The organism is Shinella sp. G-2, assembly GCF_050172695.1.
Lineage (GTDB): Bacteria > Pseudomonadota > Alphaproteobacteria > Rhizobiales > Rhizobiaceae > Shinella.
Window position 1 is genome coordinate 1 of the sequence record NZ_JBBEYH010000033.1, and the last position, 18,267, is coordinate 18,267.

Here is an 18,267-nt window from a genome sequence, read left to right on the forward strand (position 1 = left end):
GCGGATCGACTATCCCAAGCCCGATGGCGTTCTGACCTTCGATCGTCTGTCCTCGGTGTTCCTATCGAACACCAACCACGAGGAAGACCAGCCGATCCATCTCCAGGTGAAGAACCCGGAGCTGCAGAAGACGTCGGAACTGGACGTCTATGCCGGTCCGTCGACGCGCTACTGTCCGGCGGGCGTCTACGAATGGGTGGAGAAGGACGGCAAGGACGTCTTCGTGATCAACGCGCAGAACTGCGTGCACTGCAAGACCTGCGACATCAAGGACCCGAACCAGAACATCAACTGGGTGCCGCCACAGGGTGGCGAAGGACCGGTCTATCCGAACATGTGATGTTTGGAGAGGCCGGGCCGCACGGACCCCCGCAAAGAAAGAGCGTGGCGAAGGGCCGGTCTATCCGAGCATGCGATGACAAGGGGGCTTGCCGGAGGGCAGGCCCTTTTGGTTTGGGCGCGACCGCGCGCCGGCGTTCCCATGTTTGACAAACTTTGCCATCGCCGGGTACTCTGAGACTACAAGGAGACTCGCATGGCGACGATGAATGTGTCCCTGCCGGACCCGATGAAGGACTGGGTCGAGGCCCAAGCCAGGAGCGGTCGATATTCGAACGTGAGTGATTACGTTCGGGACCTCATCCGCAGAGACCAGGCTCGCACCGACAAGATTGCCGAGATGCAACGGTTCGTCGATGACGGGATCGCAAGTGGCGTTGGAAACCGTTCGAAGGACGCGTTGTTCGCCGCGGCCGTTGCACGAGCGGAGAGCCCCCGCGGGCGCGACTGATGCAGTTCCGCCTCTCTGTCGAAGCGGAAGAGGATATCGTCTCGATCGCCGAACAGGGTGTCCGCACCTTCGGACCCCTGGTCGCCCGGCGCTATCATGATGAGCTTTTTGTCATGCTCGAGCTCATAGCCGCCAATCCCCTGATGGCGCGTGAGCGCGACGAGATTTCTCCCCCAGTCAGGATCCATCCCTTCAAGGCCCATCTGGTGGTCTACCGGATTATCGACGATGGCAGCATTTTCGTAATCCGCATCCGCCACGGCCACGAGGACTGGATCGGAGATCTGCTCTAAATTCTTTTGTTTTCGTTTGCCTTTTCGGGAAAACCGGTTCCCACTTTTCCCTGACAAACTCTAGGGAGAAACGGGAAACACCATTTCGACGGTCGTCCCGTGGTCCAGTCTCGAGTGGATCTGCGCCTCGCCGCCGCTTTGACGAACGAAACCGTAGACGACCGCCAGGCCAAGGCCTGCGCCGCCCACGTCGTTACGGGTGGTGAAATAGGGCTCGAAGGCCTTGTCGACAGCCTCCGGCGACATGCCGACGCCTTCATCGCTGACGGATACCGCCACACCGGTTTCGCTGCGCATGCAGCGGATGAGGATCATGCCCCCCGCGGGCATCGCGGCGGCGGCATTGAGGCAGAGATTGAGGACGGATTGCTCGAAAATCGCGGCATCGAGCAGCACGGTCGGCAGGCCGTCGGCGATGTCGAAGGCCAGGTGACACGTTTCGCCGATAGCGATCTCCAGCACATCCGCCATGCTGCGCAACAATGCGCCGATCTCGACGCAGCCCGGATGAATCGGCTGCTGGCTGCCGATGGAAAGCATGCTGCCGGCGAGCGACCGGCCACGATCGGCTGCCTTACGGATGCGGGCGAGGTGACGCTTCTGCCGGTCGTTGAAGCCCGTCTCGCGCTCCAGAAGGCCAAGACTGCCCGTGATGATGCCGATCATGTTGCCGACCTCGTGGCTGACCTGATGCGTCATGCGCATGATGCCGTCGAGGCGTTGGGCCTTGACCGCCTCGGCCTCCTGCCGGTCCATGTCGGTAACGTCGCGTGCCAGAAGCACCACGCCGCCATCCGGTTGGCGCGACAGCGAGATTTCGGTCACCCGGCCCACCTCGGAGCGATGGCGCAGGACCGAACGGTCTTCCAGTGCGCCGGCTTCCGTTTGGCTGGGTAGCAGGAGCGGGGAAATCTCGGGGATGGGGGCGACGAACCGGCGTGCGGGCAGTTTGCGCGCCGAGCCGGACCAGCCGACGAGCTCGATGACGCGCCGGTTCATGGTGATCGGCTTGCCCGAGGGGTCGAAGAGAGCGATGCCTTCGTTCATGTTGCGGAAGGTGGAGCGGATGGTGCGCGCGGCCGCCTCGGCCGTGCGCCGCAGCCGCGAGACGCGCTCGACGCTGTCGCGGAAGGCGCGGAAGGCTTCGAGCAGGCGCACCAGTTCCGTCTCCGTGCCGTCGTAATGCGGCGCATCGACGTCCTTTCGTCCCTCGGCCAGCGCGTTCATGCCCGTCGAAAGCGAAACGATGCCGCGTGAAACGCGCATGACCGAGCGGATGGAGAGGATCGCCATGGCCAGAACCAGCAGCGAGGCGACGGCGACGATGACGAGGAGACGGCTCAGCGTGTCCGAGGCCGACAGCAGGTCTTCGTTGAGGCCATGGGCGACGGCTTCGCTTTGCGTTTCCGTGGCGTGCGAGAGATCGCGCGAGACGACATGCAGCCGCGAGACGGCGGCGCGGATGGAGAACATCTCCAGGAGATAGCGGGTCTGCGCCTCGAAGACCTTCTCGTAAGGGGCAAGCTCGATCGCGGAGATACGGATATCCGGCGAAGCGCGCTCGAGGCGCGGTGTGGTTTCGGCGACGTAGCGCCGGCGCAATTCGCCCAGCTGGAAGAGGCTGTCGGAATTGGAGGCGGACTGCACGATCGCGTTCAGCCGGCGGCGGAAATCGGCATCCGCGATGCCGCTGCCGGTGGCGATCTCGCCGAGCGCCGCTGCCGCCTCTGCCTTGTGCTGCTGGGCCGAGTCCGCGTCGGCTGCCAGCACCATCGTCTGGTTGCGGATCGTCTCCAGCAGGTCGACGATGCGGGCACTGGCAAAGCCCTTCACGGCGGCCTCGCCGGCATCCGGCTGCATGGCGCGCAGCAGCGCGTCGACCTGCGCGACCACCGACCGGCTTTCGCTGGAGACGCGGTAGGGCGAGGTCGCGTTCATCAGGAAGGGTGCGCTGGAAACGAGATCGGAGACCTGCCGCGAGACGAGCGACGCCTTGGCGAGGCTGGAAAAAGCCTGGAGGCCATAAGCCGCCATTTCCTCGCGCGCCCGCTGCAGGCCATAGACGGCGACGGTCGCCAGGCTGAAGACCAGCACGCAGATGAAGACGATGGCGAAGGGCAGGCGGAAGGCGATGGAGGAAAGGAAGGGGCGGTTGATCACGGCGCGGGCTCGTCGTCTGTGTCGAGCACATAGCCCTTGCCGCGGCGCGTCTTGATGTGGCGCGGCAGGTCCGGGTTCCGCTCGATCTTGCGCCGCAGGCGCAGCACCAGCACGTCGACATTGCGATCGATGTAGCGGTCGCTTTCCGCGCCGAGCCGGTCGAGGATCTGCGCGCGGCTCACCGGCGTGTTCGGTGTCTCCGCGAGGATTTCGAGCAGGGCGAATTCCGCGCTGGTGAGCGAGCGCGCCGGATCGGCATGGCATATGGCGCGGCGGCTGCGCAGGTCCACCGACCAGTCGCCGAGCTTCAGGGCGGCGGGTTCGTGCTCGCGCTCGACCTCCCGCTCGGGCTTCAGCGAGGGAATGGTCCGCCGCAGCACCGCCTTGATGCGGGCGGTAAGCTCGATCGGCTCGAAGGGCTTGACCACATAGTCGTCCGCCGCCGTCTCGAGGCCGAGCACGCGGTCGGCCGCGCTGCCGGCGGCCGTCACCATGACGATGCCGATATTGGTCTGGGCGCGCAGGCGCTGGGCGAAGGTGCGGCCGGAAGCGCCGGGCAGGTTATGGTCGACGAGCACGAGATGCACCGTCTCGCGCGCAAGCACGAGCGCGGCATCCTCCGCCGACGCCGCGGTGAGCGGCATCCAGCCCTCCGCCTCCACGAGGTCGGAAACGAGCTCCGCCATATCAGGGTCGTCCTCGACGATCAGAATCCGAATCCGCTCGTTCAACACATGCTCTTCCTCCCGCCGGCATCATAGGCGGGGCTGCTTCGATCTTCAAAGACGCTCGTGTTATGCGGATTTGTCACATTTGTAACCTTTGTCATTTTTGAGGGGGTTGCGATGCCCGGTGCTGTAAGAACGGTAACCATTCTTCGATTGCGACAAGCGACGAATGTGACATCCTGACTGTGGAGATTGGGACGCCCGCCGTTCCAAATGGGAGGAAATCGTGAGAGGCATCACCGCTTTCGGCGCGGTCGCAGCCCTGTGGCTTGCGAGCGCCACGGCCGGCATTGCTGCCCCGTCGCTCACCGTTCTGTGCGGTGTGGACGAGGCGTGGTGCGCGGCGATGAAGAAGGCCTACGAGGCCAAGGCCGGCATCGAGATCGCGATGACGCGCAAGAGCACCGGCGATATCCTGAACCTCATCCGCGCCGGGAAGGCCGCGCCCAGCGTCGACGTCTGGTGGGGTGGCACGGGTGACACGCATCTGCAGGCGGGGTCGGAAAATCTGCTGGAGCCCTATCAGCCGACGCTGGAGCGCGACATGCTGCCCTGGGCGCAGAATTTCTTCGCCATGTCGGGCGGCCGCTCGGCGGGCATCTATGCCGGGGCGCTCGGCTTCGCCTACAATGCCGACCTGCTCCGCCAGTTGAAGCTGCCGGCCCCGAGCTGCTGGAAGGATCTTGCCGACATCGCCTATCGCGGCCGCATCCAGAGCGGCAACCCGAACTCGTCGGGCACGGCCTTCACCACGCTCGCGACGCTGGTGCAGCTGTTCGGCGAGGACGAGGCTTTCCGGTTCCTGGCGGCGCTCAATCGCAACATCGCCGAATACACCACCGCCGGCTCCGCGCCCGTCAAGGCGGCGGCGCGGGGTGAGACGCTCATCGGCATCTCCTTCATGCACGATGCCGTGACCCAGAAGCAGGCGGGCTATCCGCTCGTCATCGTCGCGCCCTGCGAGGGCACGGGCTACGAGATCGGCGCCGTCAGCATCGTCAAGGGCGCGCGGCATCTGGACGAGGCGAAGCGGTTCGTCGACTTCGCGCTCAGTCCGGAAGGGCAGGGCACCGGAGCGGCGTCCGGCCAGAACCAGGTTCCATCCAATGCGAAATCGACGCTGCCGCTGGCCGCGCCCGATATCTCGTTGATCAAGATGGTGGACTACGATTTCGCGACCTTCGGTTCGCCCGAGGAACGAAGTCGGCTGCTCGGACGGTTCGACGCGGAAATCACCGCGACGAACTGACCGGACTTTTCAGGCAAACGAACATCACGAGCGCGCCGCCCCATGGGCAGGCCGATGGTCTCGCGCGTGCAAAATTTCATGACCAGGCAACAGGAGGATGCCCCAATGAAAATGAAGACCCTTGCCCTCATGCTCTTCGCCGGAACGGCGCTCGGCGCGATGCCCGTGCAGGCGGCCGGTGAGCTCAACCTCATCTGCTCGGCGGACGTCGTCATCTGCGAGCAGATGAAGGGCGATTTCGAAAAGGCGCACAGCGACATCAAGGTGAACATGGTTCGCCTTTCCTCGGGCGAGACCTATGCCAAGGTCCGCGCCGAAGCCCGCAACCCGAAGACCGACGTCTGGTGGGCCGGCACAGGCGACCCGCACCTGCAGGCGGCTTCGGAAAACCTGACGCTGGAATACAAGTCGCCGAAGCTTGACGAGCTCAATGATTGGGCCAGGAAGCAGGCGGAAAGCTCGGGTTACAAGACCGTCGGCGTCTATGCCGGCGCGCTCGGCTGGGGCTACAACACTGACATCTTCAAGTCCAAGGGCTTCAAGGAGCCGAAGTGCTGGGCGGACCTGCTGGCGCCGGAATTGAAGGGCGAAATCCAGATCGCCAACCCGAATTCCTCGGGCACCGCCTATACGGCGCTTGCCTCGCTCGTGCAGATCATGGGTGAGGATCAGGCCTTCGACTACCTGAAGAAGCTTAACGGCAATATTTCGCAATACACCAAGTCCGGCTCGGCGCCGGTCAAGGCTGCCGCGCGCGGCGAGACGGCGCTCGGCATCGTCTTCGTGCACGATGCGGTGGCGCAGACGGCGGAAGGCTTCCCCGTGCAGTCGGTCACGCCCTGCGAGGGCACCGGCTACGAGATCGGCTCCATGTCGATCATCAAGGGCGCGCGCAATCTCGACAATGCGAAGATCTGGTACGACTGGGCGCTGACCCCGGAAGTCCAGTCGCGCATGAAGGACGCCAAGTCCTTCCAGCTGCCGTCCAACAAGAGCGCCGAAATCCCGAAGGAGGCGCCGCGCTTCGAGGACATCAAGTTGATCGACTACGACTTCAAGACCTATGGCGACCCGGCAAAGCGCAAGGAGCTGCTGGAGCGCTGGGACCGCGAAGTCGGCGCAGCCGCCAATTGATGTCCTGACCGGCGGCGCCCGTCTCCCCCGGGCGCCGCTCCCCAAACTCAATGACAGCGAGGTCGGCCATGACGCATGGCAATCGCAGGCTGGACGCGGTCCTGATCCTGGGCGCGGTCGCTTTGACCCTTGTGCCCTGGTACCGGATCGAGGGCGGATTCTTCGGGCTAGGTTGGCTGGCTGGTTTTCCCTTTTCCACGGAGGCGGCGCCCGGCCTCCTGCAGACGGCGTTTCACGGTCGCTGGTGGCTCGGCGCCGTCGTCCTCATCCTTTTCCTGGCTGGCGCGGCGCGCGGCATGGCGGACCCGATGCGCCGCGGCGCCGTGCTGGCCTGGGCGGGGGCGACCGGTGTCGCGTTCCTTGCCCTGCAGGGCCTCGCCATCGGCTTTACCGGCTGGACATGGACGGTCAGCGAGAGCCTGTTCGGCGCGCTTTCCGACGGTCAGCCGTCGATGGGGGCGGGGGCCGTGCTCGCCTCCCTGGTCTTCGTGCTGATGTTCGCCTTTGGCCTTGCCGAGCGCGGGGTGATGAAGGGAGACGCCTTCGTCGTCAGCTCGATCTCGCTGCTCGTCTTCCTCGTCACGGTCTTCGTCTTCTACCCCATCGGCAGCATGTTCGTCGGTGCGGTGCAGGATTTCGACGGCTCGTTCAATCCCGACAATTTCATCCGCAACCTGCAGGATCCCAGCATCTGGAGCCTCAATTGCGTCATCGGCGCCGGGCGCTGCGGGGTGGCCTGGCGCACGCTGTGGCTCGCCATCATGACCGGCCTCGGTTCGACCCTGCTCGGCCTTGCCTTCGCGCTCGTCGCCACCCGCACGCGCTTCCCCTTCAAGAAGGGCCTGCGCCTGCTCACCATCCTGCCGATCATCACGCCGCCCTTCGTCATCGGTCTTGCGTTGACGTTGCTCTTCGGCCGTGCCGGCGTCGTGACGCAGGGGCTGTCGGACCTGTTCGGCATCGAGCCCGGCCGCTGGCTCTACGGCCTCACCGGCATCTGGATCGCCCAGGTCCTGTCCTTCACGCCGATCTCCTTCCTCGTGCTGATCGGCGTCGTCGAGGGCGTCAGCCCGTCGATGGAGGAGGCGTCCACGACGCTGCGGGCCGACCGCTGGCGCACCTTCCGCCGTGTCTCGTTGCCATTGATGGCGCCCGGCCTTGCCAATGCCTTCCTCATCGGCTTCATCGAGAGCATGGCCGACTTCGGCAATCCGCTGGTGCTCGGCGGCAGCCACGGCGTTCTTTCGACGGAAATCTTCTTCGCCGTCGTCGGCTCGCAGAACGATCCGTCCCGCGCCGCCGTGCTCGCCATGGTGCTGCTCGTCTTCACGCTCTCCGCGTTCCTTGCCCAGCGGGTCTGGCTCTCGGGCAAGAACTTCGCCACCGTCACCGGCAAGGGGGATAGCGGTTCGCATATCGCCCTGCCGCGCGGCCTCTCGATCGGCGTGCATGCCGTCGTCGTCCCGTGGATCCTCTTCACGCTGGTCATCTACGGCATGATCCTGATCGGCGGCTTCGTGAAGACCTGGGGCCTCGACAATTCGCTGACCCTCGATCACTACGCCAAAGCCTTCTCGATCGGCTTCGACAACGGGATCGTCTGGACGGGTGTCGCCTGGAATTCGTTCTGGACGACGATGGAGATTTCTCTGATCGCCGCGCCGCTGACGGCCGCCGTCGGCCTGCTCACCGCCTATATCATCGTGCGCCAGAAGTTCGCCGGACGAAACGCCTTCGAATTCGCGCTGATGATGAGCTTCGCCATTCCCGGCACGGTCATCGGCGTCAGCTACATCATGGCCTTCAACCTGCCGCCGCTGGAAATGACAGGCTCGGCGCTGATCCTCATCGCCTGCTTCGTCTTCCGCAACATGCCGGTCGGCGTGCGCGGCGGCATTGCCGCGATGAGCCAGCTCGACAAGAGCCTGGATGAGGCTTCGCTGACGCTGCGGGCGGGCAGCTTCCGTACGATCCGCAAGGTCATCCTGCCGCTGCTGCGCCCCGCCATCACCGCCGCGCTCGTCTATTCCTTCGTGCGCGCCATCACCTCGATCAGCGCCGTCATCTTCCTCGTCAGCGCGGAATACAACATGGCCACCGCCTATATCGTCGGCCTCGTCGAGAACGGCGAATACGGCGTGGCGATCGCCTATTCCTCCATGCTGATCGTCGTGATGATCACCGTTATCGGCATCTTCCAACGCCTCGTCGGCGAGCGGCGGCTGCGGCGCGAGAACCGCGTCGCCGGCGTCACCGCTCCCGCTGCTTCCTCTCGTCAGGAGACAATCGCATGATCAACCAGAAAGCCGGTTCCGTCGTCTTCCAGAACGTGCGCAAGAGCTTCGGCGCCTTTACCGCCATCCCCGATCTCTCGCTCACCATCGAACCCGGCACGCTCGTGACCCTGCTCGGCCCCTCGGGCTGCGGCAAGACGACGACGCTGCGCATGCTTGCCGGGCTCGAACATCCGAGCGCGGGAAAAATCCTCATCGGCGGCAAGGACGTCACCATGTTGCCGGCCAACGAGCGCGACGTCTCGATGGTCTTCCAGTCCTATGCGCTGTTCCCGCATATGAATTCCCGCGACAACGTCGCCTACGGCCTCGAATCCTCCGGGCTCTCCCGCAAGGAGGCGCGCGAGAAGGCGGACGAGGGGCTGGCGCTGGTCGGCCTTTCCGGCATGGGGCACCGCCTGCCGGCCGAGCTGTCAGGCGGCCAGCAGCAGCGCGTCGCCGTCGCCCGTGCGCTGGTGCTGGAGCCGCAGGTGCTGTTGCTCGACGAGCCGCTGTCGAACCTCGATGCGCGCCTGCGCCGCAAGGTGCGCACGGACATCCGCGAGTTGCAGCAGCGTCTCGGCTTTACCGCCGTCTATGTCACGCACGACCAGGACGAGGCGCTCGCCGTCTCCGACCGCATCATCGTCATGAAGGACGGTGAGATCGCCCAGTCCGGCGCCCCGCGCGAGCTCTACGAGGCCCCGGCCTCCGCCTTCATCGCCGACTTCATGGGCGAGGCGAATGTCATCGCCTGCGAGGTGGTCGGTGTGGAGGGCGGCGAAGCGCAGATCCGCATCGGCGGGTTCGAGCATCGGGTGCCGGCGGGAAGGGCCACGCCCGGCGCGGCGAGCCTTGCGATCCGGCCGGGCTCCGTAACGCTTTCCGAAGGGCGCGGACAGGGGCTTTCCGGTCGGGTCCTGCACTCGGCCTATCTCGGCGATCACGTCGAATACGAGGTCGAGACCGAGGTCGGCACGCTCTTCGTCGTCGACCATACCGTCGACCGTATCCTGCCTGCCGCCTCGGATATCTCGATCCACCTCAAAAACCGCGGCATCGCTCTCATCAACGCCTGAAATCGTAAGGATTACCGATGACCACCCAAGACTCCGGACTGGACAGCCGTTTCGTTCTCGCCAAGGCGCTCGCGCAGGAGGCGGGAGCCATGGCGTTTCATTATTTCAATCAACGCGATTCCCTCGTGATCGAGACGAAGCGCGACTTGCAGGATGTCGTCTCCATCGCCGACCGCAACGTCGAGACGCTGATCCGCCAGCGCGTCGAGACCATGTTTCCCGACGACGGTTTCCTGGGAGAGGAGTTCGGCCACACGCAGGGTACGTCCGGCTACACCTGGGTCGTCGATCCGATCGATGGAACCGCTCCCTTTGTCAACGGCATGCCGAACTGGTGCGTCTCGATCGCCGTCTTGCACGACAATCAACCTGTGATCGGCGTGATCGGCGCGCCGTGCCACAACGAACTCTATGCCGCCGCCAGAGGCAGAGGGGCAAAGCTCAACGGCAACACCCTGACCCTCGATCCGTCCCGCACCATCCAGAATTCCATGACCGGTATCGGCGCCAACAGCTATGTCACGCCGGAAAGGGTGGGGGACATCATCAGCCAGTTGCTGCATGCAGGCGGCAACTTCGTGCGCAACGGATCGGGAGCGCTGATGCTGGCCTATGTCGCGTCGGGACGGCTGGTCGGCTACTATGAGCCCTACATGCATGCCTGGGACTGCCTTGCGGGCTACTGCCTCATCTCGGAAGCGGGCGGGTGGTATCATCCCTTCCCGACGCAGGGTGAGGGATTGACGAAGGGCGCGCCGGTCGTGGCGGCCGGACCCGGTGCTCGCGCCGACCTGGAAAAGCTCGCCGGCCTGGCATGACGCGAACCTGACGCGCGCGTCATTTCCGACGGGGCAGGCACGGCACCGGCCAGCGCCGACGGCGTCTCATTCTCAACGGAAAAACGCGGCGTCCTCCCATCGATGGAGGACGCCGCTCCGCTTGGGGGTTTTACTTTCGGTGGTGAACGGCCTGGAGACCGTAGACCGGCGTGGGGATCCCTTCGAGCCGCGCCTTCAACTGCAGGGACAGATACTGCGAATAGTGGCGCGACTGGTGCAGGTTGCCGCCATGGAACCACAGCGCCTCCTGCTGCGTCGGTTTCCACATGTTGCGCTGTTCGCCTTCCCAGGGACCGGGATCCTTCGGCGTGTCGGAGCCGAGACCCCAGACCTTGCCGACCCGGTCGGCCGTCTCCTGGTCGATGAGATCGGCGACCCAGCCGTTCATCGAGCCGTAACCCGTCGCATAGACGATCACGTCGGCGGGGATTTCCTTGCCATCGGCAAGCCTGATCGACGTCTCCGTGATCTCCTCGACCTGCCCTGCCGCGAGCTTGACCTTGCCGTCGATGATGAGTTGCGAGGCGCCGATGTCGATGTAGTAGCCTGAGCCGCGGCGCAGATACTTCATGAAGAGACCCGAGCCGTCGGCGCCCCAGTCGAGCTGGAAGCCGGCCTTTTCCAGCGCGGCATAGAAGTCGGCGTCACGCTCGCGCATCTTGTCATAGAGCGGGATCTGGAACTCGTGCATGATCCGGTAGGGCAGCGAAGCGAAGATCAGGTCGGCCTTGCCCGTCGTCACGCCGTTCGCCAGCGCCTGCTCCGAGTAAAGCGAGCCGAGGCCGATATCCATCAGCGTGTCGGACTTGACGATGTGGGTCGTCGAACGCTGAATCATCGTGACATCGACGCCGGCTTCGTAGAGGGCGGCGCAGATATCGTGGGCCGAATTGTTCGAGCCGATGACGACCACCTTCTTGCCCTTGTAGCCATCCGGTCCCGGATGCTGCGAGGAATGGTGCTGCTCACCCTTGAAGCGTTCGCGGCCCTTGAAATCGGGAATGTTGGCCTTGCCGGACATGCCGGTCGCGAAGACGAGCTGCTTGGGCTTCAGCACCACCTCCTCGCCGTCGCGATCGACGACGATGGTCCATTCCTTCGCCGCCTCGTCCCACCGCGCCGATCTGGCGGTGGAGCGCGTCCAGTAGTTGAGCTCCATCACCCGGGTGTAGAATTCCAGCCAGTCGCCGATCTTGTCCTTCGGCGCGAAAACCGGCCAGTTCTTCGGAAAGTCGATATAGGGCAGGTGGTCGTACCAGACGGGGTCGTGCAGGCAGAGCGATTTGTAGCGCTTGCGCCAGCTATCGCCCGGCCGGTCGTTCTTTTCGAGAATGATCGTGGGCACGCCGAGCTGGCGCAGCCGGGCGCCCATCGCGATCCCGCCTTGCCCGCCGCCGATGATCACGACATAGGGCTGTTTTTCATAGCCGAGCGTGCGCTCCTCTTCCTCGCGCTCCTCTTTCCAGGTCTTCGCGCCGAGATCCTGGCCATGTTTGGCGCCGAGCGGGCGGGTGAAGCCGGATTTCTCCTCATGGCCCTTCAGTTCGGAAAGGGCGGTCAGCAACGTCCAGATAAGGCCGTTCTTGAAGCGCACAAGGCCGTAACCACGCCCCGTCGCGGTCTCGAAGGTGATCCAGCTTTCCAGCACGCCATCCGTTTCCGTCGCCTCCTCTCCGGCGGCGACGCGCCAGTTCAAGGGCTTGGCCGTCGAAAGCTGCGATTGCAGCATGTCGCGCACCTGGTCACGCCCTTCGACCGTCTTGATGTTCCAGGTGAAGGCGACCAGATCGCGCCAGTAGCATTCCTCGGCGAAAAGACCGACGGCGTCTTCGATCCGGCCGGCCGCAAGGGCCGCGCCGAACGTGTCGAGAAGTGTCTGGATGCGGGCGGTGGGGGTTTTCTCGAGCATAGTTTCTCCTCCTGCTCAGTGGGAAAACGGGGCGGCTCCTCAACCGCCCCGCAGAACGGATCGGCCTATCGGGACAGGTCGATCAGGATTTTCAGGTGGTTGCCGGCAGGGTCGAGCAGCTGGTCGAACCCTTCGGTGACGGCCTCGCCGAGCGAGACATATTTCGTGACGATGCGGCTCGCCGGGATCTGGCCGCTTGCGATCAGCCGGGCGACGCGCGGCCAGTAGTGGGTGGGGTAGGCCCAGGAGCCGCGGATATCGATGTCCTTGAAGGTGACGTCGAACCAGTTCAGCGGGTTCTCGCCGGGATGAAGGCCGGTCTGCACCACGACACCCTGCTTGCGGACCGCATCGGCGCAGTTCTTCAGCGCATGCTCGTTGCCGACGCATTCTATGGCGACGTCGCAACCAACGCCGCCTTCCGTCTCGGCGCGGATGGCGTCGCCCACCTTTTCCGTCTTCGGATTGATCGTTCGGACATCCCCCAGCGCTTCGCGTGCGAGCGCCAGCCTCGTGTCGTTGAGATCGGAGAGGAATATCTGCGTGGCGCCGGCCGCGCGCGCCGCCATGGCGACGAGGATGCCGATCGGCCCGGCGCCCGTGACGAGCACGCTGTTGCCGGCCGTCACCCCGCCGCGATCGCAGGCATAGACGGCGACCGCCGTCGGCTCGATGAGGGCCGCCTCCTGGTCGCTCAATGCATCGGGAATAGGCTGGACATTGTAGTCGTTGAGAAGGGCTGCCTCCGCCATGCCGCCCGAATGCCAGGAAAGGCCGGCGAGCGCGAGATTGCCGCTGAGATGGAACAGACCGCGATCGGCGTAGTAGTCGCCACGGCGCGGCATGATGAGCGGCTGGATCGACACCCGGTCACCTGGCTTCACATGGCTGACACCTTCGCCGACGGCCTTGACGACGCCGCCGAATTCATGGCCGAGGATCTGCGGGCCGTGAGCACCGGTGAAAGGATGCGGTTCCTTCGGCACGAAGATCGGGCCATAGGCATATTCATGCAGATCGGTGCCGCAGATGCCGCAGAAGCGGTTTTCGACCAGCACCTCGCCCGGCCCGGGCGACGGCGGCGCGTCGATCGTCTCGATCCGCAAATCTTTCGCTGCGTGAAAGCGCAGAGCTTTCATTTGCATTTCCTCCTGTTGTTGTTGCACAGGAGGCAGCAAGCGCCGTGCCAGATTTCTGACGTTTGAATTATTGTCCTTAAATCAAAGGCTTAATGGTATCTCCCCAACATGCATCCCGGGAGTGCAACAGGAAGCCTGCAACAGGTGTTGCATGTGTTGCGTCAGTTGAGGCGCTTCAGGCGACGGTGGATGGTGGAGCGGTTGACGCCGAGCTTGCGGGCAAGCGCGGAGACGTTGTCGCCGCATTCGCTCAGCGCACGACGCAGGGCGCCGTCATCGTCCGGAGAGGGGGAGCCCTGTTCGGCAAAAAGGTGATCGGGCAGGCAGTCCGGCGTGATCAGCCCATCCTCCGCAAGGGCGGCCGCAACGCGCAACGCGTTGGAAAGCTCCCGCAGATTGCCGGGCCAGGCATGGGCCAGGAGCAGGGCCCGTGTCTCCTTGCCGAGGCGATAGGTTTCGCCGTTTTCCTTCTCGATGCGTCCGAGAAGCTGGCCGATCAGCCAGTCGAGATCGGCGCGATCACGCAACGGCGGCAGGCTGAGCGTCGCGGCGGCGAGGCGATAGTAGAGGTCCTGGCGGAAGCGGCCTTCCCTGACGAGGTCCGCGAGGTCGCGGTGGGAGGCGGAAAGTACCCGCAGGTGCACCGGCCGCGCCTTCAGCGCGCCGACCGGCTGGATCTCGTTTTCCGAAAGGACCCGCAGGAGCCGGCTTTGCAGGGACAGCGGCATGTCGCCGATTTCATCCAGGAACAGCGTGCCGCCATTCGCCTCCTCGATCAGTCCGCGCTTGCCCTTCGGATTGGCGCCGGTAAAGGCGCCGGGGGCATAGCCGAAGAGTTCGGATTCGATGAGATGCTCGGGGATCGCCGAACAGTTCACGGCGACGAACGTGCCGGGGCTTTGGCGGCTGTCGTGGATCGCGCGTGCCAGATACTCCTTGCCGCTTCCGGTCTCGCCCTGGATGAGGATCGGGATATCACGGGCGGACAGTTTCGCCGCGCGCGCCTGGACGCGCTCCATGGCGGAATCTCCGCCGCTGAGATCGCGCAACGCCCGCGGCAGGCGCGGTTCGGGTGCGGCGGGCGTGCGCAGATTGACGGCAGGCGCAATGGCGCTGGCAAAGAGGACGAGCCCATTGCGCGCCTGGATCAGCCGCTCGCCATTGGGACGCCCGCGCATGAAGCGGGGCAGGTCATCGACATCGATATCGAAAACCTGCGAGATCGGCTGGCCGAGGAAATCCCGCGTGGACAGGCCGCGCATGTTCATGGAGCGTGCGAGCGCACCGAACCCGCCATGGGTCATGCCGGTGATGCGACCGCTGCCGTCGAGCGCAACCGCCGCATCCGGATCGACGTCCAGGAATTCCGGGGAACGGGCGAGCCTCAGCACCCAGTCATTGCGGGTGCGGCTCATCAGATTGGCAAGCTCGATGCGCCGCGCGGTGGAGGCGACGAGATGCAGCGCCAGTTGCTGGCTCGCCTTGGCCGTCGGCGAACGGAGCTGGGATATGTCGAGGACGGCCGTCAGATCGCCCAACGTGTCGAAGACCGGTGCAGCGGTGCAGGTCAGGCCGATATGGCTGGTATCGAAGTGATCATCCTGATGGATGATGACCGGTTCCCCCGAAACGAGGCAGGCGCCGACCGCACAGGTCCCGGCCCGGTTCTCCGACCATTCCGAACCGAGATAGAGTCCCGCCCGTCGCAGCTGGTTGTCGAAGGTCGGATCGCCCATGAAGTCGACGGTGACGCCCCGCGCATCCGAGAGCAGCAGCACGTAATTCTGTTCCGCGATCTGGTTGAACAAGGCCTCCAGGCCAGACCTACCGATTCGGATCAACTCTTCCGCCTGTTCGCGGTGTTCGCGCAGTTTCAGTTCGGGAACGATATAGGCTTCCTGCGCGACGGTCGGGTCGAGCTTGTAGTCGTTGAGGCAGCGCAGCCAGGACTGAACGACGGGCGCGTCCCGTGGGCTGACGGCGCCCATGCCGACACGCTCGATCTCCCGTATGTGCGACAGCGTCGACACCATCCAGTCATCCTCCCATGTCTATCGTCGCACAGGATCGGTGTTGCGGCAATTCCTCTGGTGCGCGATGTGTCCAGGGAACGCGACGCGGTTATCGCTGGCTTTGCTTCGTTTCGTCCGGCAGCCGTCGATCGATGAAGTCGCGCATCAGGGCGAGGGCCTCGTCGCGGAGGATGCCGCCCGAATGCAGGCCGAGGCGCAACCAGAGCCCGTCGATGAGCGCACTGACGAGATGGGCCATGTCGCGCGCCTCGTTTTCGGGCAGGAGCGGCTTCAGTGCGGACAACAGGTTGGAGTGCATGCGGGCATGGATCACCGCCTGGATGCGGGCAAGCTGCGGCTCGCGCGGAACCTCTCCGCACAGCGAGAGCCAGGCGTGGGCAATCGATGGCTGGTAGAAGCGGTCGTCGAAGTTGCCTTCGATGATGGCGGCCAGCCGCTCGCGCGGCGACCCCGCCTGCCGAAGGCGCTCGGCGACGGCATCGCGCAGATTGGCGTTCGCCTCGCGCATCGCCTGCTCGAAAAGCTCCTGCTTGTTGCGGAAGTAATGCAGCACGATGCCTTTGGAGGCTCCGGCATGGGCGGCGACCTTTTCCAGCGTCGCGCCCGCCATGCCCTCGCGTTGCAGGACCTCGAAGGCCGCCTGCCGCAACTCCTTGCGCCTGATGTCGACCAGTTTCGTGAGCTTTCCCGCCATGTGATTCCCGCTTTCCGTCGCGGGGAGATTGACATTTTTCCCGTCAAGTTCAAGAATTGTCCCATTGGTCAATTTGCAGACTGAATGGACAAAGTTCAAAAAGGGGAATGCCATGAAACGCGCCATCGCCTGCGCCGCCGCATGCCTGCTGACGATCGGAGCCGCTGAGGCGGCGGAACAGGAGAGCTGCCGCAAGGTGCGTCTCGCCGAGCCCGGATGGAACGACCTTTCCTTCACGACGGGCGTCGCCCAGGCGCTGCTGCATGGGCTCGGCTACGAGACGCAGAGCGATCTGCTTGGCATCGACGTCATCTATCTCAGCCTCAAGAACAAGGATCTCGACGTCTTCCTCGGTTACTGGGATCCGGCGATGAAGACCTATTTCGCGCCCTATGAGAAAGACGGTTCCGTCGAGACGGTGAAGCAGAACCTCACCGGTGCGAAATACACCTTCGCGGTTCCCGCCTATGTCTGGGAGGCGGGCGTCAAGGACTTTGCCGATCTCAAGACCCATGCCGACAAATTCGAGAAGAAGATGTACGGGATCGAGCCCGGCTCGAACCAGCTCATGCTGGATGCCATCGCCGATCCGGCGCTCGGGCTCGATGGCTGGGAGGTCGTCGAATCCAGCGAGCAAGGCATGCTGGCGGAACTTGCGCGCCATATCGACATGAAGGCCTACTTCGTCTTCCAGGGTTGGGCGCCGCATCCGATGAACACCGCCTTCGATATCCGTTACCTGACGGGCGGCGACAAGTTCTACGGCCCGGATTTCGGCGCTGCCACGGTCTCCACGCAGGTTCGCAAGGGCTATGCCGCGGAATGCCCGAATGTCGGTCAGCTCCTGAAGAACCTCACCTTCGACATCGACTTCGAGAACCGCGGCATGGGTTACCTGATGAATGACGGTCTTTCGCCTGAAGATGCCGGCCGCAAGGCGATCGGGGAGGACCCGAAGCGGCTCGACGCCTGGCTGGCGGGGGTCACGACGGTGGATGGCGAGCCGGGTCTTGCGGCCGTCCGCAAGGCGCTCGGCCTGTGACGGAAGCGGTCGATCAGTCCGGCTGGAACGGCCGCAAACGCGTCTTCACGACGGAAGACGGTCGCCGCCTTGCCTATGTCGAGAGCGGCGAGGGCCCGCCGCTGTTCCTGCTGCACGGCTATACCGACAGCAGCCGCAGCTGGTCGCTGATCGAGCCGCATCTTGCCGGCTTCCGGCTGGTGATGCCGGATCTGCCGGGACATGGTCTTTCGACGGCCATGCCCCGGCCGTCCGTGGAGGCCTTTGCCGACGACATCGTGCGGCTGGCGGATGCCCTCGGCATTGCGCAGTTCGCCGTTGCAGGCCATTCGATGGGCGCGATCACGGCTTTCGCGCTCGCCGCGCGCTACGGAAGGCGTGTCACGGCGGTCGCCAGCATCTGCGGCAGCTTGCAGCCGGGGCTTCTGGCACGCACCACGCTCGGCGCGGACATTCGCGCGCTTGTCGACCCGATCGATCCGGAGAGCCGGTTCCTGCGGGAGTGGCATCACTGTGCGCGGCCGGTGAACGCCGCATTTATCCGCTGGATTGCCGAAGAGGCGGCAGCGATGCCCGCCATCGTCTGGCAAGCGCTCTTCGACATGCTCGTGGCCACCGATTTACGCCGTGCAGCCGGCGGTATCGATATGCCGGTCCTGCTGCTTTCAGGCGACGAGGACTCCTTGTTCGACACGCCGCACCGGGCCGTCCTCAGAAGGGCTTTCCCGCAAGCCGCGATGGAGATGCTTGCGGGCCACGGTCACAATCCGCACTGGGAAGTGCCTGTCCCCGTGGCGAATATCCTGGCGGGTTTCCTGAGGGAACGTGTCGGTTGACCATCGTGCGCCTCTCGTCGAGAGGCCACTTGCCGAAGGCGGCAAGGAAACCGTTCGGAAACGCCGTGCGCCGTGTTATCTGATGCTGAC

16 protein-coding genes are annotated in these 18,267 nt (G+C 64.6%); 10 read left to right on the forward strand and 6 right to left on the reverse strand.

Annotated features, from left to right (window positions below; all coding sequences use genetic code 11):
* From V8U06_RS26855 to V8U06_RS26865, 3 genes are all read left to right on the forward strand, one after another.
* A partial coding sequence (locus V8U06_RS26855) for a 4Fe-4S dicluster domain-containing protein (RefSeq protein ID WP_427143280.1) occupies positions 1–340 on the forward strand: 340 nt, incomplete at its 5' end.
* 195 nt (positions 341–535) lie between these two features.
* The gene (locus V8U06_RS26860; protein WP_427143281.1) at positions 536–790 is read left to right on the forward strand and encodes a type II toxin-antitoxin system ParD family antitoxin; all 255 of its coding nucleotides are present in this window, start codon (positions 536–538) and stop codon (positions 788–790) included.
* Positions 790–1,083, forward strand: coding sequence for a type II toxin-antitoxin system RelE/ParE family toxin (locus V8U06_RS26865; RefSeq protein ID WP_427143282.1), 294 nt, complete (start codon positions 790–792; stop codon positions 1,081–1,083). Before V8U06_RS26860 ends, V8U06_RS26865 begins: the two co-directional genes overlap by 1 nt.
* 60 nt (positions 1,084–1,143) lie before the next feature.
* Here the strand turns inward: V8U06_RS26865 and V8U06_RS26870 are convergent, their stop codons facing one another.
* Together V8U06_RS26870 and V8U06_RS26875 are read right to left on the reverse strand one after the other, a co-directional pair.
* Entirely contained in the window at positions 1,144–3,243 is a 2,100-nt protein-coding gene (locus V8U06_RS26870) for a sensor histidine kinase (RefSeq protein WP_427143283.1), read from the reverse strand.
* Positions 3,240–3,977 carry a response regulator gene (locus V8U06_RS26875; RefSeq protein ID WP_427143284.1) on the reverse strand — a complete coding sequence of 246 codons (738 nt, stop codon included), beginning with the start codon at positions 3,975–3,977 and terminating at the stop codon, positions 3,240–3,242. The genes V8U06_RS26870 and V8U06_RS26875 overlap by 4 nt, the downstream gene beginning before the upstream one ends.
* Positions 3,978–4,197: 220 nt before the next feature.
* Here V8U06_RS26875 and V8U06_RS26880 point away from each other — a divergent pair, with 220 nt between their 5' ends.
* From V8U06_RS26880 to V8U06_RS26900, 5 genes are all read left to right on the forward strand, one after another.
* On the forward strand, positions 4,198–5,220 hold the full coding sequence (locus tag V8U06_RS26880) for an ABC transporter substrate-binding protein (RefSeq protein ID WP_226922273.1): 1,023 nt from the start codon (positions 4,198–4,200) through the stop codon (positions 5,218–5,220).
* A 105-nt stretch (positions 5,221–5,325) separates the two neighbouring features.
* Positions 5,326–6,354 carry an ABC transporter substrate-binding protein gene (locus V8U06_RS26885; RefSeq protein ID WP_226922272.1) on the forward strand — a complete coding sequence of 343 codons (1,029 nt, stop codon included), beginning with the start codon at positions 5,326–5,328 and terminating at the stop codon, positions 6,352–6,354.
* Between the two features lie 68 nt (positions 6,355–6,422).
* Positions 6,423–8,648, forward strand: a complete 2,226-nt coding sequence (locus V8U06_RS26890) for an ABC transporter permease (protein ID WP_427143285.1) — start codon at positions 6,423–6,425, stop codon at positions 8,646–8,648.
* Positions 8,645–9,706: an ABC transporter ATP-binding protein gene (locus tag V8U06_RS26895; RefSeq protein WP_427143286.1), complete on the forward strand. Its 1,062-nt coding sequence runs from the start codon at positions 8,645–8,647 to the stop codon at positions 9,704–9,706. Before V8U06_RS26890 ends, V8U06_RS26895 begins: the two co-directional genes overlap by 4 nt.
* Before the next feature lie 17 nt (positions 9,707–9,723).
* Positions 9,724–10,524, forward strand: coding sequence for an inositol monophosphatase family protein (locus V8U06_RS26900; protein WP_427143287.1), 801 nt, complete (start codon positions 9,724–9,726; stop codon positions 10,522–10,524).
* A gap of 130 nt (positions 10,525–10,654) precedes the next feature.
* Here V8U06_RS26900 and V8U06_RS26905 read toward each other — a convergent pair whose 3' ends face one another.
* The 4 genes from V8U06_RS26905 to betI form a co-directional block, all read right to left on the reverse strand.
* Positions 10,655–12,454, reverse strand: a complete 1,800-nt coding sequence (locus V8U06_RS26905) for an NAD(P)/FAD-dependent oxidoreductase (RefSeq protein ID WP_427143288.1) — start codon at positions 12,452–12,454, stop codon at positions 10,655–10,657.
* A 65-nt stretch (positions 12,455–12,519) separates the two neighbouring features.
* Positions 12,520–13,593 carry a 2,3-butanediol dehydrogenase gene (locus V8U06_RS26910; protein WP_427143289.1) on the reverse strand — a complete coding sequence of 358 codons (1,074 nt, stop codon included), beginning with the start codon at positions 13,591–13,593 and terminating at the stop codon, positions 12,520–12,522.
* A 161-nt stretch (positions 13,594–13,754) separates the two neighbouring features.
* Positions 13,755–15,626, reverse strand: coding sequence for a sigma-54-dependent Fis family transcriptional regulator (locus V8U06_RS26915; RefSeq protein WP_427143290.1), 1,872 nt, complete (start codon positions 15,624–15,626; stop codon positions 13,755–13,757).
* Between the two features lie 88 nt (positions 15,627–15,714).
* The gene (gene betI / locus V8U06_RS26920) at positions 15,715–16,320 is read right to left on the reverse strand and encodes a choline-binding transcriptional repressor BetI (RefSeq protein WP_427143291.1); all 606 of its coding nucleotides are present in this window, start codon (positions 16,318–16,320) and stop codon (positions 15,715–15,717) included.
* Positions 16,321–16,432: 112 nt separating this feature from the next.
* Between betI and choX the strand changes: the two genes are divergently transcribed.
* On the forward strand, positions 16,433–17,362 hold the full coding sequence (choX, locus tag V8U06_RS26925; protein ID WP_427143292.1) for a choline ABC transporter substrate-binding protein: 930 nt from the start codon (positions 16,433–16,435) through the stop codon (positions 17,360–17,362).
* Positions 17,359–18,177 (forward strand): alpha/beta fold hydrolase, encoded by an 819-nt coding sequence (locus V8U06_RS26930; protein ID WP_427143293.1) that lies wholly within the window; start codon positions 17,359–17,361, stop codon positions 18,175–18,177. Before choX ends, V8U06_RS26930 begins: the two co-directional genes overlap by 4 nt.
* The last annotated feature ends 90 nt before the right edge of the window (positions 18,178–18,267 follow it).

Coding starts and splice junctions, on each gene's coding strand:
- V8U06_RS26860 (WP_427143281.1), top strand. CDS start 536: ATGGCGACGATGAATGTGTCCCTGCCGGACCCGATGAAGGACTGGGTC.
- V8U06_RS26865 (WP_427143282.1), top strand. CDS start 790: ATGCAGTTCCGCCTCTCTGTCGAAGCGGAAGAGGATATCGTCTCGATC.
- V8U06_RS26885 (WP_226922272.1), top strand. CDS start 5,326: ATGAAAATGAAGACCCTTGCCCTCATGCTCTTCGCCGGAACGGCGCTC.
- V8U06_RS26890 (WP_427143285.1), top strand. CDS start 6,423: ATGACGCATGGCAATCGCAGGCTGGACGCGGTCCTGATCCTGGGCGCG.
- V8U06_RS26895 (WP_427143286.1), top strand. CDS start 8,645: ATGATCAACCAGAAAGCCGGTTCCGTCGTCTTCCAGAACGTGCGCAAG.
- V8U06_RS26900 (WP_427143287.1), top strand. CDS start 9,724: ATGACCACCCAAGACTCCGGACTGGACAGCCGTTTCGTTCTCGCCAAG.
- V8U06_RS26905 (WP_427143288.1), bottom strand. CDS start 12,454: ATGCTCGAGAAAACCCCCACCGCCCGCATCCAGACACTTCTCGACACG.
- V8U06_RS26910 (WP_427143289.1), bottom strand. CDS start 13,593: ATGAAAGCTCTGCGCTTTCACGCAGCGAAAGATTTGCGGATCGAGACG.
- V8U06_RS26915 (WP_427143290.1), bottom strand. CDS start 15,626: ATGGTGTCGACGCTGTCGCACATACGGGAGATCGAGCGTGTCGGCATG.
- betI (WP_427143291.1), bottom strand. CDS start 16,320: ATGGCGGGAAAGCTCACGAAACTGGTCGACATCAGGCGCAAGGAGTTG.
- choX (WP_427143292.1), top strand. CDS start 16,433: ATGAAACGCGCCATCGCCTGCGCCGCCGCATGCCTGCTGACGATCGGA.